Source organism: Salinivibrio sp. SS2, assembly GCF_001722075.1.
Taxonomy (GTDB): domain Bacteria; phylum Pseudomonadota; class Gammaproteobacteria; order Enterobacterales; family Vibrionaceae; genus Salinivibrio; species Salinivibrio proteolyticus.
Genome location: NZ_MEBP01000136.1, coordinates 1 through 14,596, shown reverse-complemented (window position 1 = coordinate 14,596; position 14,596 = coordinate 1). Strand labels below are relative to the sequence as shown.

Below are 14,596 nucleotides of genomic sequence, written 5' to 3'. Positions count from 1 at the left end.
CTCACCCTACTCGATGTATTCAAGGGCGTATGAATGGATAAGAGGTGCGTTTGAGCGCATCTTCACGCGCCAGATAAACAGAAAACCATGACACCGGCGGTCTGATCCGCTAGCCTATGCGGTTAGCATAATTGACGTTGCTGGCCCACTGAACACCTAAGGAGTGAAACCATGAGACTGCTATCTGTTGCGCTATTTATCACTCTGGCGTGGCTGCAATATGAATTGTGGCTGGGCAAGAATGGCGTTATGGATTATTGGCACACTCAGGCAAACGTCGTGGTGCAACAACAAGCGAACCAAAAGCTGGTGAAGCGCAACCAACAAATGTATGCCGAAATCGCGGATCTCAAACGTGGACAAGAAGCGATTGAAGAGCGCGCCCGTAATGAGTTGGGCATGATTAAACCTGACGAAACCTTTTTTCGTTTAGTCGACGCAACGCGATAACCCATCATCCGCACGATCGCGGACTAATCAAAGAGAAAACGCGTGGTAGAAAAAGCCTCTTTGCAATCAGGAATTACAGCGGTGGTGCTCGCCGCTGGCGTAGGCAGTCGCATGCAGGCAGACTGTCCAAAGCAGTATTTACACCTTTCAGGTAAGCCGTTAATCACCCACACCGTTGAACGCTTGCTGAGTCATGTTGCGATTGACCGCGTGATTATCGCGATCGGTGAGAACGATGGCTATTTCGCTGAGACCGGACTGGGCGACAATCCGGATATTACCGTCGTCACAGGCGGTGCGACGCGGGCGCAATCGGTACAGGCAGGGCTTGAGGCAGTACAGACCCGTTGGGTGATGGTGCATGATGCAGCACGCCCCTGCGTCACTCACAAAGACATTGATGCCTTGATTCACGCAGCCCAAAGCCATTCTGACGGCGCGATCTTAGCTGCTCCGGTTCGCGACACTATGAAGCGGGCACAGCCGGATGGCTGTATTGCACAGACTGTCGACAGACAGGCACTGTGGCATGCCTTGACGCCACAAATGTTTCCCACCCTGCACTTAAAAGTGGCATTGGCAAGCGCAGGTGATCAGGTGACTGATGACGCGTCGGCGATTGAGGCGGCGGGTGGCCACCCGCTATTAGTTCCTGCCAGTGCCAGTAATATTAAAGTGACGCATCCTGAAGATAGGGTGCTGGCCGAGTTTTACTTATCGCAACAAGAAGGCAAATCATGATGCGAATTGGACATGGGTTTGATGTACACAAATTTGGTGGTGATGGCCCGGTGATCATTGGTGGTGTTGCTGTGCCTTATGAACAAGGGTTGCTTGCGCACTCGGACGGTGATGTGGCACTTCACGCCCTGTGTGATGCATTGTTGGGCGCGATTGCGGCCGGTGACATTGGCCAGCATTTCCCAGATACCAGTGATGAGTGGAAAGGCGCGGACAGTCGTATGTTGCTGCGCGACGTTTACCGCAAAGTACAAGAAAAAGGTTATCGTTTGGGTAATGCAGATATCACTATCATCGCCCAAGCGCCAAAGATGGGCCCGCATATTCCCGCCATGTGTGCGGCGATTGCTGACGATCTAAAGGCCCCCATCGATGCCATTAATGTAAAAGCAACCACCTCAGAGCGACTCGGTTTTACCGGGCGTAAAGAGGGCATTGCTTGTGAAGCCGTTGTGCTACTAACAAAAGAGACGCTATGACAGACGTACTTGCTCCCCTGGCTTATATGCATGGCCAGCCGACTCAATCCGGCCAAATCAAACACTCGCCAGACGACTTTTACGTCTCGGAAACCCTCGGTTTTACCCCGTCGGGAGCCGGTGAACACTTTCTAGTGCGAATCAAAAAGCGTGGCGAGAATACGCGCTATGTGGCCAATGAGCTGGCTAAAGCATGCGGTGTGTCATCACGACAAGTGAGTTGGGCGGGCCTGAAAGATAGGCACGCGGTGACCGAGCAGTGGTTCAGCGTACAATTACCGGGCAAAGCCGATCCTGATTTAAACGAGTTTGTCGCCACGCATCCTGGCGTACTGAGCATTGAAGCGACCGCTCGCCACCATCAAAAACTGCGGCCGGGTGATCTTATCGGGAATGATTTTGTGCTGCAGATCCGCGCTCTAGCCAATCCGAGTGCATTGGTGCCGCGCTTAGAGGCCATTGCAACCCAAGGCGTCCCTAATTACTTTGGTGAGCAGCGGTTCGGCCGAGAAGGGAACAACCTTGACGCAGCGCGAGCATGGGGACGCGGTGAGCGCAAAGTGAAAGATAAAAGTAAGCGCAGTTTTTACCTCTCTGCGGCGCGTTCATTGCTGTTTAATCACGTGGTTTCAGCACGCCTCGAGGCAGGCTGTTTTAGCCAAACACTGGCGGGTGATCTGTGCGTTGACGATGCCGACCAACTCGTCGCCTGCAACCAAGCCGGCGTTGAAGGGATGCGTATTACCGCCCCTCTGACCGGTGACAACGCACTTCCCACCACAGACAGTGCGCAGCAGTTTGAGCAGGCGGTTCTCGATAAAGAGCCGGATCTGCTCGCCGTGATCCGCAATAACCGCATGCGCCATGACCGCCGAGAGATCCGCTTGTTGCCGAAAAATATGACGTGGGAGCTGGATGCAGACAGCTTGTGTGTGCGTTTTTCTCTGCCTGCCGGCGCTTTCGCCACCACAGTGATGCGCGAGCTGATTAGCCCACAAGAACAAGGAGAGCAGGATGCGCATACTGATCAGTAATGACGATGGCTACCACGCGCAAGGGATCCAAACGCTCACTCACGCTCTGAGTGAGATTGCCGAGGTGGTGGTCGCTGCGCCGGATCGAAATTGTTCGGGCGCGTCGAACTCATTAACGCTTGAGAATCCGCTGCGGGTTCGTGAACTCGGTCCTGGGCGTTTTGCGGTGCAAGGTACACCCACTGACTCGGTCCATTTAGCGTTGAACCAATTGGTTCCGTGGCAACCTGACTTCGTGATCACCGGCATTAACCACGGTGCAAACTTGGGCGATGATGTGCTTTACTCCGGCACCGTTGCCGCGGCCACGGAAGGGTTCTTTCTCGGTGCCCCTGCGATCGCGGTTTCACTATGTGGTCATCAGCATTTTGACACCGCCGCCCATGTGATTAAGCAGTTTTTGGCTAAAAACCAGCGCCATGCCGCCCCCAGTCACCGTCTGATTAATATCAATGTGCCGGATGTGGCGATTGAAGCGTTAAAAGGATGGAAGGTGACCCGTCTTGGTGCCCGTCACCATGCCGAAGACGTGATAAAACAAGGCGATCCGCGTGGGAAACCCATATACTGGATCGGGGCGCCCGGAAAAACGCAAGATGCTGGACCGGGCACGGATTTTCACGCCATAGCGGAGCAATACGTTTCTATTACGCCGCTTCAGGTGGATCTTACCGCTCACGACACGCTCGGAGCGTTTTCTCAGTGGTTAGCGGAATAACTACTGAAAACAGGCTGGCGAAGTTAACGCGCCAGCCTATCTCGTTCGATTAATACTCAGTGATAAAGGAAGCAGACGTTGAGTCAAGCGCAATCACTTATTCAATTTTTGCAGCAACAAGGTATTGATAACCAAAGCGTTCTAGATGCAATGCAAGCAGTGCCCCGGCATCTGTTTGTCTCTGAAGCCATGACTCACCAAGCATACGGAAACAATGCGTTACCGATTGGGTGGGGACAAACTATCTCACAACCTTATATTGTGGCTAAGATGACAACATTGCTCAATTTGCGACGCGACAGTCGCATTTTGGAAATAGGAACCGGCTCTGGCTATCAAACAGCAATACTTGCTCAGCTGGTGGATCAGGTTTATTCCGTTGAACGGATTAAGCAGCTGCAAATGCTCGCCAAGCGACGCCTCAAGCAGCTCGACATTTATAATGTGGCCACCAAGCACGGTGATGGTTGGCAAGGCTGGCCGGCGAAAGGTCCTTATGATGGGATTATCGTCACCGCGGCGGCAGAGCGTATTCCAGATGCATTATGCCAACAATTGACAGAAGGCGGTGTGATGTTAATTCCCGTTGGAGAGCACCAACAAACGCTAATCAAGGTGACAAGACAGGGCGAAGAGTTTCTGACCGAAACGATTGAATCGGTGCGTTTTGTGCCCCTTGTTGCCGGCGAACTGGCCTAACTACGCTGTCTATGGAGTAGAAACTAAAAACAGATGAAAATCGCGTTTTTTCTTTTATCAGTAGTCATACTTTCTGGGTGTGCTTGGCATGGCCCGGCACCCGTATCTAGTGTGACGCCTGACTACTCCAGTGTCGACAGAGGTAGCTACCGCGGTAGCTACTACGAAGTGAAGAAAGGCGATACGCTCTACTATATCGCCTACATCACCGATCGTGATATTGACGACATCATCAAACATAACAACCTTCAACCGCCTTACACCATTTATCCGGGTCAAACCTTAGCGTTGTGGAAGCCTGCGTATCAGCGTCCTGATGTGGCAAAGTCCACCTCAGGGGCAACAAATGTGGCCTCTGCCACAAGTTCAGCTGCAAAAGCTGCGGCGGTAGCAGTATCTTCTAGTAAAAGCACCGAAAATGGTAAATTCGGTCAAGAAAAGAAGGCGAAAACGGCGGTTTCGCAACAAAAAGCAGTTGAAGCCCAATCAGCCACAGGGTACAGTCAAACTAAACAAAAAAGTAAACAAGCTGTTAACAACAAGCGGACGGCGAGCGTATCTAACCAACAGATAAGCTGGCAGTGGCCAACCAACGGCCGAATGGTGTCGCGATTTTCTAGCACTGAACGAGGCAATAAAGGCATAGATATTGCTGGACAACGAGGACAAAGCATTCAGGCAGCGGCAGACGGAAAAGTCGTATACGCCGGAAGCGCGCTTCGAGGTTACGGCAAATTAATAATAGTGAAACACAATGATGATTACCTGAGTGCGTATGCACATAATGACAGGTTCTTGGTTTCAGAAGGCCAGTCTGTCAAAAAGGGGCAGAAAATAGCTTCAATGGGCAGTACAGGTACAAACAGTGTTCGGTTGCATTTTGAGATTCGCTACAAAGGAAAATCGGTCAATCCGTTGCATTACTTGCCTAAGCGATAGCGCTACAAAAGCGTGAGATCGTCAAGCCACCAGTGTGACGGGGCCGGTGAAAGCAGAGATGCGCTCTGCTTAGCTGCTACGCCATAAGGGAGGCGCTATGAGCCAAACTAACACCGCGAAAAAACTGGACGGCTTGGATCAAGACGTGGATTTCGAGACCTTGGATGCGCAAGTTGAAGAGGTTGCCGAAGAGGTTGAAGAGGCTGTACAACAGCACGCTGCGACATCCAAAGCCCTAGATGCCACACAACTCTACTTGAGTGAAATTGGTTTTTCACCCCTGCTGACCGCCGAGGAAGAAGTGTTGTATGCGCGTCGTGCCCTACGTGGTGACGAAGTGGCACGTAAACGCATGATCGAGAGTAACCTCCGTTTGGTGGTGAAAATTTCTCGACGCTACTCTAACCGAGGTCTTGCGCTATTGGATCTGGTCGAAGAAGGCAATTTAGGTCTGATTCGCGCCGTTGAAAAGTTCGATCCAGAGCGAGGCTTCCGATTCTCTACCTACGCCACATGGTGGATTCGCCAAACCATTGAGCGTGCCATCATGAACCAGACGCGTACCATTCGCTTGCCGATTCACGTGGTGAAAGAGCTGAATGTCTACCTGCGTACGGCGCGTGAACTGGCACAAAAACTGGACCATGAACCGACTGCCGAAGACATTGCCGCCCAACTCGATAAACCGGTTGAAGACGTCAATCGCATGCTGCGTTTGAACGAACGCATTGGCTCGGTGGATAACCCAATTGGTGGGGATTCAGAAAAAGCGCTGCTGGATATCATCGCCGATGAAAAACAAGATGGTCCAGAGCACACCACCCAAGACGACGATATGAAAAAGTCGATCGTGCAATGGCTACAAGAGCTGAACCCCAAACAACGTGAAGTGTTGGCGCGTCGCTTTGGCCTTCTTGGCCACGAAGCCTCCACGCTTGAAGACGTGGGGCGAGAAATCGGTCTAACCCGTGAGCGCGTGCGTCAAATTCAAGTTGAAGGATTGCGTCGCCTACGCGACATGTTGACCCAGCAAGGACTGAGTATTGAGTCTTTGTTTAATGTCGAGCAATAACAGCTCCAATCACTATAAGCAAAAAAGGACGGCCAAGGCGCCGTCCTTTTTAATGCGTTATGGGATGATTAGCGAGACTGTTGGAGGGCTTTGAGTGCATAGAGTGCATCAAGCGCTTGACGAGGTGTCATCTCATCGGGGTTGAGCGCATCAACGGCCTGATCGAGCTCACTGGGTTCAGGAAGCAAAGGGAGCTGTGTTGGCACGGCCTGATTGTGAGATGTGTCGCCAGTGACTTTTTGTTGGCCACTTTGTTCTAACTGCGCCAATTTATGCTTGGCTCGGCGGATCACCGGTTTAGGGACGCCAGCTAATCCTGCCACCGCTAGCCCGTAAGATTTACTCGCCGCGCCTTCTTGTACGGCGTGCATAAAGGCAATCTCATCACCATGCTCCACCGCGTCCAGGTGGACATTCACCAAGCCGTCCATTTGCCCCGGTAGTTCTGTGAGCTCAAAATAATGAGTGGCAAACAAAGTCATAGCTTGAATCTTCTCGGCCAGCCATTCAGCACTGGCCCATGCCAGTGATAAGCCATCATAGGTACTGGTGCCACGGCCAATTTCATCCATCAAGACTAAACTATGTGCGGTTGCATTGTGCAAAATATTGGCCGTTTCTGTCATTTCTACCATAAAAGTGGAGCGTCCTGAGGCAAGATCGTCAGACGCACCAATACGGGTGAAAATGCGATCGACCGGTCCAATGACGGCACTGTCGGCAGGCACATACGCACCAATATGGGCCAACAAAGCAATCAGCGCGGTTTGACGCATGTAGGTCGACTTACCCCCCATATTAGGGCCGGTAATGATCAGCATACGCCGTTCAGGGCTCAGTGAGATAGGGTTCGGAATGAAGGGGTCTGTCATCACTTGTTCGACGACCGGATGGCGACCTGCTTCAATCTCCACACCAGCTTGGTCACTGAGCTGAGGGCGGTGATAATTAAGCGTGTCAGCGCGCTCGGCGAGATTACACAGCACATCGAGGGCGGATAACGCTTCAGCCGCACCCTGCAATTGAGCAAGGTGAGGAAGCAATAAATCAAACAGCTCTTCCCACAACCGTTTTTCCAGCGCCAAAGCCGTAGACTTGGAGCTTAGCACCTTGTCTTCATGCTCTTTGAGCTCGGCAATGATATAGCGCTCCGCGTTTTTAAGCGTTTGACGGCGAATGTAATGCGCAGGGACGCGATCGCTTTGTGCGCGGCTAATCTGGATATAAAAGCCATGCACTTGGTTGTAGCCGACCTTTAAAGTATCAATGCCGTACTTGTCACGCTCGCGCTGTTCTAGCTCCTCAAGGTAGCGCGATGCGCCGTCAGACAGCTCACGCCATTCATCGAGTTCCGCGTGATAGCCGGGGGCAATGACTCCACCATCACGGATCACTACCGGCGGGTTATCGACAATTGCCCGCGTCAGCAAATCTGTAAGCTCAGGCATAGGCTGAGTTGCTTTGGCATAGTGTGCAAACGCGGGGTGATTCAATTCACTGAGCTGTGACTGAATCGCCGGCAGCTGTGCAAGCGCAGTCCGTAGGCGGGCCATATCGCGTGGACGAGCAGAGCGCATCGCCAAGCGTGCCAACACGCGCTCGATATCGCCAACGGGTTTGAGCTCGGCGGCGAGATCGCCATAAAGCCCAGTATCAAGCAATGTCTCTATCGCATCCAATCGTTGATTGAGTACCCTTCGGTCGCGGAGCGGTTGATGTAGCCAACGCTTAAGCAAGCGGCTTCCCATCGGGGTAGTGGTACGATCCAGCACGTCGGCCAAGGTATTGTCATGGCCGCCAGCAAGGTTTTGTGTGATCTCAAGGTTGCGGCGTGTCGCAGCATCTAGCACCACCGCGCTATCTTGTTGCTCTTTGATGATCGCCCGAATATGAGGCAGGGCGGTGCGCTGGGTATCTTTGGCGTATTGCAACAAACAGCCTGCGGCACTGAGCCCGCGCGCACAGTCTTCCACGCCAAAACCAATAAGGTCTCGGGTGCCAAACTGGGCGGTCAACTGGCTACGGGCCGTATCGAGGTCAAACTCCCAAATCGGACGACGGCGGGCGCCTTTGCTTACCGAAAGCAGGTCGGGGTAGGCAAAATCCTCAGGATAGAGCAGTTCGGCCGGTTGGGTACGCTGCAGCTCTGCCTGCATTTGTTCTAACGTTTGTGGCTCACTCAGCACAAAACGGCCGGACGTAATATCTAAGGTGGCAAAGCCGAAGCCAGTATCATCGGCGATGATGGCGGCCACTAAATTATCCACTCGTTCGCTCAGTAATGCCTCATCAGAGACGGTGCCGGGTGTGACAATACGCACAACTTGGCGCTCGACTGGGCCTTTGCTGGTGGCCGGATCGCCAATCTGCTCGCAAATGGCAACGGGTTCGCCCAATTGGACAAGCTTGGCAAGGTATCCTTCTACCGCATGGTAAGGCACGCCTGCCATTGGGATGGGCTCGCCATTTGAGCTACCGCGCTTGGTCAGAGAGATATCAAGCAATTGTGAGGCGCGTTTAGCGTCGTCGTAAAAGAGTTCGTAAAAATCTCCCATACGGTAAAAGAGCAGCTCCTCAGGGTGCTGAGCTTTTAACTTGAGATACTGTTGCATCATGGGCGTGTGTTTTTCGAGCGCTTGTACTGTCACGACTAGACCTGCAAAATGGAACGTTAAGGCCGCTTAGAATACGTGATGTCGGGGCACAGGGTAAAGCCACGTCATGTGGATTTCGGTGCCATGAAAAAGGAGAAACGCGTGGACCACTTATATTCACTGGCAAAGCAGCTAGGTGATGTACTGGCTGATGCACAATTGACCATCACCACCGCTGAGTCATGCACGGGTGGGGGAATCGCCTATTGCCTGACGGATGTTGCGGGTAGTTCACAATGGTTCCATCAAGCCTTCGTGACTTACAGCAATGACGCGAAGCAGCGTTTGGTGAAGGTACCTGATATGGCGCTCGAGCAGTATGGCGCAGTGAGTGAACCTGTGGTGACGGCAATGGCTGAGGGCGCGCGTGAGCATGCAAACGCAGATGTTGCGATTGCCGTTAGCGGCGTGGCCGGGCCATCAGGAGGGAGTGAAGAAAAACCAGTCGGCACCGTCTGGTTTGCGTGGGCATGGCGAGAGGATGAAACCGAGACCGAAGTCTGTCACTTTGATGGCCACCGCCGTCAAGTGCGCGAGCAAACCATTGCGCACGCACTTGGTCATGTTTTAAATCGGCTACAGTGACGTGTTTGGGTTGTGGGACACATCAGATTTTTTCTGATCAGCTCTAGACACTGTATAAATGGACAGTATACTTGACCGCATTAACGACAGCTTTCTCGTCGCATAGATTGAGTTTTATTTCTTGGAGACTGAAATGGACGATAACAAAGAAAAGGCGCTTGCCGCTGCGCTTGGACAAATCGAAAAGCAATTTGGTAAAGGCTCTATTATGCGCCTTGGCGATGACCGCACCATGGACATCGAAACCGTATCGACCGGCTCATTGTCTCTGGATATTGCGCTAGGGGCGGGAGGATTGCCATTTGGCCGTATTGTTGAAATTTATGGTCCGGAATCATCGGGTAAAACAACCCTGACCCTACAAGCGATTGCCGAAGCCCAAAAAATGGGCAAAACCTGTGCGTTTATCGATGCCGAGCACGCACTAGACCCTGTTTACGCCCGTAAGTTAGGTGTCGATATTGATAACCTTTTGGTGTCACAGCCAGACACAGGTGAGCAAGCGCTAGAAATTGCGGATGCACTGACCCGCTCCGGTGCTGTCGATATGATCGTGATTGACTCGGTAGCGGCGTTGACACCAAAAGCGGAAATTGAAGGTGAGATGGGTGATTCTCACATGGGCCTTCAGGCACGCATGCTGTCACAAGCGATGCGTAAATTGACCGCCAACATCAAAAACAGCAACACCTTGATGGTATTCATCAACCAAATCCGGATGAAGATTGGTGTGATGTTCGGTAACCCCGAAACCACCACGGGTGGTAACGCACTGAAATTCTATGCGTCGGTGCGCTTGGATATTCGTCGTATTGGTGCGATCAAAGAAGGCGACGAAGTGGTCGGTAACGACACCCGTGTGAAAGTGGTGAAAAACAAAGTCGCGGCGCCCTTTAAGCAAGCTGAATTCCAAATTCTTTATGGCCAAGGCATTAACCTGCATGGCGAACTGATTGATCTCGGGGTCAAGCACAAGCTGGTCGAGAAAGCGGGTGCGTGGTACAGCTACAAAGGCGATAAAATTGGCCAAGGTAAAGCTAACGCCTGTAAGTACCTCAAAGAGAACCCACATATTGCGAAAGAGCTCGATACCACATTGCGTGAAATGCTGTTGCAAACCGCATTGAATAACGAAGTGGTAGAAGCTGACGCGCAGGCAGAAACAGAAGACGATTTGTAATGTCGTCATCGTGCCAAGAGATTGCGGTGGGCTTATTAGCCCGCCGCGATCATTCTGTACAAGAGTTGCGTCAAAAGCTTGAGCAGCGTGACTTTGATAGCGAAACGATTGAAAGCACCTTGGCAACTTGCTTAGAGCGGGGTTGGTTAGATGATGCCCGTTTTGCAGCGAGCCTATTACGCCAAGGGATCAGCAAACAACATGGCTGGTTGCGCATCTGCCAAGATGCCAAGCGTAAAGGGGTCGATAGCGAGTTACTTTCTCAAGCAGAGCAAGCAGCTGAGATTGATTGGTTTGCCTTGGCAAAAGAAACCGCACAGCGCAAATATGCTGATATTGACGGCGTGATCCCACCCGCGGATCAAAAACTCAAAGCCAAGCGGATGCGCTTTTTGCAATCGCGGGGCTTTAACTTCGATCAAATCCAATACGCGCTCTCCAACGACTAAATTCCTCATCAATTATCGCTGAATCCTGCACTGTCTCTTTTCCGTACGCGATCGGTTGTTTACAATGGCGCAAATAAAATTATGTTACCATCGCGTCATTACTACGACCGGTTGCTAACGCAACACTCGATTATCAGGATTAGCCAATGTATATGAGCACTGATGAGATCCGCACCGCGTTTCTCAAGTTCTTTGAAAGCAAAGGGCATCAGATTGTGCCCAGCTCATCGCTCGTGCCTGCCAATGATCCAACGCTTTTGTTCACCAACGCAGGTATGAACCAGTTTAAAGATACCTTTTTAGGGATCGAAAAACGTGACTACTCACGCGCCACTTCCGCGCAGCGTTGTGTACGAGCGGGCGGTAAGCACAACGACTTAGAAAATGTCGGCTTCACAGCACGTCACCACACCTTCTTTGAAATGCTAGGTAATTTCAGCTTCGGCGATTACTTCAAGCAAGACGCGATTCAGTACGCGTGGGAATTTCTGACCGAAACGATTGGCCTGCCGACTGAAAAGCTACTAGTCACAGTTTATAAAACCGACGATGAAGCTTTCGATATCTGGCACAACACTATCGGTGTACCGGCTGATCGTATCGTGCGCATTGGTGATAAAGAGGGCGGTAAGCCTTACGAGTCAGATAACTTCTGGCAAATGGGTGACACTGGACCCTGCGGCCCATGCTCTGAAATTTTCTACGACCATGGTGACCATATTTGGGGTGGACCTCCAGGATCTCCAGAAGAAGACGGTGACCGTTTTATCGAGATCTGGAATATCGTTTTCATGCAGTTTAACCGTCAAGCTGACGGCACCATGGAAAACTTGCCGAAGCCATCGGTTGATACCGGCATGGGGATCGAGCGTATTGCAGCCATCAAGCAAAACGTTCATTCCAACTACGAAATTGACGTGTTCCAGCAACTGATCAAGCAAGTGGCTGAAAACATTGGCGTCGACGATTTGGGTAACCAATCGCTGCGTGTGGTGGCAGACCACATCCGTTCGTGCGCGTACCTGATTGTTGATGGCGTGATGCCATCCAATGAAGGCCGCGGCTACGTGCTACGTCGTATCATTCGTCGTGCGGTGCGCCATGGCAATAAACTGGGTGCGAAAGGTGCCTTTTTCTACAAGCTCGTTGGTCCTTTGGCGGCGATTATGGGCACGGCTGGCGACGCGCTGCGTGAGCAGCAAACCATGGTCGAAAAAGTGCTTAAAATCGAAGAAGAAAACTTCGGTCGCACTCTTGAGCGTGGCATGGTCATGCTGGAAGAAGCCTTGGATAAAGTGCAAGGCGATGTGCTGGACGGCGAAACCGTCTTCAAGCTTTACGATACCTATGGCTTCCCGGCTGATTTAACCAACGATGTTGCCCGTGAGCGCGGCTATCGCATCGATGAAGACGGGTTTGAAGCGGCGATGGAAGCACAGCGTCAACGTGCGCGCGAAGCGGGTCAGTTCGGTACTGATTACAACCAAGCCATCAAAGTGGATCATGGTTCAGACTTCTGCGGTTACACCGGCACAGAGGGCGAAGGAAGCATTACCGAGATTTTTGTCGATGGTGCCTCTGTTGAGACGCTCGCATCGGGTGATCACGCGGTTGTGATTCTCGACCATACCCCTTTCTATGCCGAAGCGGGTGGTCAATGTGGTGACGCAGGTGTGCTGATTACCGAGCAAGGCCGCTTTGCAGTGACAGATACGCAAAAAGTCGGTCAGGCCATTGCGCACTACGGCAGTTTAGTAGAAGGGCAACTGCTTGTCGGTAGCACTGCGAAGGCGCAGGTTGATGCCGCGCGTCGTCAAGCCATTGCACTTAATCACTCTGCCACTCACTTACTTCACGCAGCCCTGCGTCAAGTCTTAGGTGAGCATGTGGCACAGAAAGGCTCGTTGGTGCGCCCAGACGGATTGCGTTTTGACTTCTCGCACCTAGAAGCGGTCAGTCACGACGAATTAAAAGCGGTTGAGCGAATCGTCAATGAGCAAATCCGCGCCAACCACAGCGTGCAAACTGATGTGATGGATATCGATGCGGCCAAACAAAAAGGGGCGATGGCCCTGTTTGGCGAAAAGTACGACGACAAAGTACGCGTACTGACCATGGGTGACTTCTCCATCGAGCTGTGTGGCGGGACGCACGCAAACCGTACCGGTGATATTGGCCTGTTTAAGATCACCTCTGAGGGTGGCATTGCTGCGGGTATACGCCGCATTGAGGCGATCACCGGACAAGATGCGATTGAGCGTGTGTATCAGCAACAAGCTGACTATGAAGCCAAGCTTGACGATGCACACGGCAAAGCCAAGGCGCTTGAGAAGCAAATTCAGCAGCTTAAGCAAAAGCTGGCGGCGCAGGAGAGTGCAGGGCTTATCAATCAAGTCCGAGAACTTAACGGTGTTAAAGTGCTTGTGAGCCAGCTCGATGGCGCAGATAACAAAGCGCTACGTAGCATGGTTGACGACTTGAAAAACCAGATGGGTAGCGGGATTGTCCTGCTCGGTAACGTTGCCGATGGTAAAGTCGGTCTGATTGCCGGTGTGACCAAAGATCTGACTGGCAAAGTCAAAGCCGGTGAGTTAGTCAACCTTGTCGCGCAACAAGTCGGCGGCAAAGGTGGTGGTCGCCCAGATATGGCGCAAGCGGGCGGCAGTGATGTGGCTGCATTACCGCAAGCGATTCAATCTGTCGATGCATGGCTAGCAGAGCGCCTTTAATCGAGTTCACAGCTAAGTATTAAAGTCAAGAGGGTCGCCATGGGCGACCCTTTTTTGTGATCTAGATTAATAATTGCACTTTTTTTTTGATTCTGTATAGTGCAACGCCTTAGGCAATGCGCTGGCGAGAAGACGTGATATGGCTTAGGTTTTACGTCCTTGCCAACCAGTGCAACACAGATTTCTCTTACACTGTTATCTCAGGTCAAGCGCTAACATTGCTAACGGCATGATGATAAAACAGTAAATTTCTCTGCCCTTTTCTGGATATGGCCTGATAATTCAGCCATAGTGTGTGTTGCGGCGTTTATTTAACCGTCGCATTAGCATCACGAGCAGGGAAATGGTCATACGATCACAGATAGCGGGCCGGTACGCAGGCGGGTTATCTGGCTCAGACACTGATTGAATAAGTAAAAGATTGATACTCAAGGAGTAGAAGAATGCTGATTTTGACTCGCCGTGTTGGCGAAACTTTGATGATTGGTGATGAAGTCACCGTCACCGTCTTGGGTGTGAAAGGTAACCAAGTTCGCATCGGTGTGAACGCACCAAAAGAAGTTTCTGTACACCGTGAAGAAATTTACATGCGTATACAAGCAGAGAAAGGCACCCCAGCCGGTGGTCAGAACGACTACTAATTGAGTGCAGAAAAGGTCGACCTAGGTCGGCCTTTTTTGTTTGCCCAGCGAAGCTGGCAAACCCGTCAGGTTGAAAGAAACCTGAATCGCCCCGACTGAGGGGAAGATAATCCGACTCGCAAGGGCGTTGCTGGCCAACGGCAGGGTCTGAAGGAAGCGATAGGAAGTTAGAGGCACACAACGCAAGTAACCTTATTCGGCTTGTAGGAGGGTAAGAGCGAGGATG

Annotated in this window: 14 protein-coding genes; 13 read left to right on the top strand and 1 reads right to left on the bottom strand. The window is 51.8% G+C overall.

From position 1 onward, the window contains the following. Window positions 1-171 precede the first annotated feature (171 nt). The 8 genes from ftsB (at window position 172) to rpoS (ending at window position 6,132) form a co-directional block, all read left to right on the top strand. Entirely contained in the window at window positions 172-450 is a 279-nt protein-coding gene (gene ftsB / locus BGK46_RS16420) for a cell division protein FtsB (protein ID WP_069591125.1), read from the top strand. Window positions 451-492: 42 nt separating this feature from the next. Then, window positions 493-1,191: a 2-C-methyl-D-erythritol 4-phosphate cytidylyltransferase gene (gene ispD / locus BGK46_RS16415; protein WP_069591123.1), complete on the top strand. Its 699-nt coding sequence runs from the start codon at window positions 493-495 to the stop codon at window positions 1,189-1,191. Then, window positions 1,191-1,670 (top strand): 2-C-methyl-D-erythritol 2,4-cyclodiphosphate synthase, encoded by a 480-nt coding sequence (ispF, locus tag BGK46_RS16410; RefSeq protein ID WP_069591121.1) that lies wholly within the window; start codon window positions 1,191-1,193, stop codon window positions 1,668-1,670. The genes ispD and ispF overlap by 1 nt, the downstream gene beginning before the upstream one ends. Then, window positions 1,667-2,704 (top strand): tRNA pseudouridine(13) synthase TruD, encoded by a 1,038-nt coding sequence (gene truD, locus BGK46_RS16405; RefSeq protein ID WP_069591119.1) that lies wholly within the window; start codon window positions 1,667-1,669, stop codon window positions 2,702-2,704. The genes ispF and truD overlap by 4 nt, the downstream gene beginning before the upstream one ends. Beyond that, complete coding sequence (surE, locus tag BGK46_RS16400; RefSeq protein WP_069591117.1) at window positions 2,685-3,422, top strand: 5'/3'-nucleotidase SurE; 738 nt, start codon at window positions 2,685-2,687, stop codon at window positions 3,420-3,422. Before truD ends, surE begins: the two co-directional genes overlap by 20 nt. Window positions 3,423-3,500: 78 nt before the next feature. Next, window positions 3,501-4,121, top strand: coding sequence for a protein-L-isoaspartate(D-aspartate) O-methyltransferase (locus BGK46_RS16395; protein WP_069591116.1), 621 nt, complete (start codon window positions 3,501-3,503; stop codon window positions 4,119-4,121). A gap of 33 nt (window positions 4,122-4,154) precedes the next feature. Further along, on the top strand, window positions 4,155-5,060 hold the full coding sequence (gene nlpD / locus BGK46_RS16390) for a murein hydrolase activator NlpD (protein WP_069591114.1): 906 nt from the start codon (window positions 4,155-4,157) through the stop codon (window positions 5,058-5,060). Between the two features lie 97 nt (window positions 5,061-5,157). Beyond that, the gene (rpoS, locus tag BGK46_RS16385) at window positions 5,158-6,132 is read left to right on the top strand and encodes an RNA polymerase sigma factor RpoS (RefSeq protein ID WP_069591112.1); all 975 of its coding nucleotides are present in this window, start codon (window positions 5,158-5,160) and stop codon (window positions 6,130-6,132) included. Window positions 6,133-6,200: 68 nt separating this feature from the next. Here rpoS and mutS read toward each other — a convergent pair whose 3' ends face one another. Continuing rightward, window positions 6,201-8,747, bottom strand: a complete 2,547-nt coding sequence (gene mutS / locus BGK46_RS16380; protein ID WP_175418673.1) for a DNA mismatch repair protein MutS — start codon at window positions 8,745-8,747, stop codon at window positions 6,201-6,203. 141 nt (window positions 8,748-8,888) lie between these two features. On the opposite strand from mutS, the gene BGK46_RS16375 reads away from it, so the two are divergent. From BGK46_RS16375 to csrA, 5 genes are all read left to right on the top strand, one after another. Beyond that, the gene (locus BGK46_RS16375; RefSeq protein ID WP_069591108.1) at window positions 8,889-9,371 is read left to right on the top strand and encodes a CinA family protein; all 483 of its coding nucleotides are present in this window, start codon (window positions 8,889-8,891) and stop codon (window positions 9,369-9,371) included. Window positions 9,372-9,504: 133 nt separating this feature from the next. After that, entirely contained in the window at window positions 9,505-10,551 is a 1,047-nt protein-coding gene (gene recA / locus BGK46_RS16370) for a recombinase RecA (RefSeq protein WP_069591106.1), read from the top strand. Next, window positions 10,551-11,000, top strand: a complete 450-nt coding sequence (locus BGK46_RS16365) for a regulatory protein RecX (protein ID WP_240531929.1) — start codon at window positions 10,551-10,553, stop codon at window positions 10,998-11,000. The genes recA and BGK46_RS16365 overlap by 1 nt, the downstream gene beginning before the upstream one ends. Before the next feature lie 146 nt (window positions 11,001-11,146). Further along, on the top strand, window positions 11,147-13,729 hold the full coding sequence (alaS, locus tag BGK46_RS16360) for an alanine--tRNA ligase (RefSeq protein WP_069591105.1): 2,583 nt from the start codon (window positions 11,147-11,149) through the stop codon (window positions 13,727-13,729). Window positions 13,730-14,172: 443 nt separating this feature from the next. After that, a complete protein-coding gene (gene csrA / locus BGK46_RS16355; protein WP_069591103.1) occupies window positions 14,173-14,370 on the top strand; it encodes a carbon storage regulator CsrA in 198 nt (65 codons plus the stop codon). The last annotated feature ends 226 nt before the right edge of the window (window positions 14,371-14,596 follow it).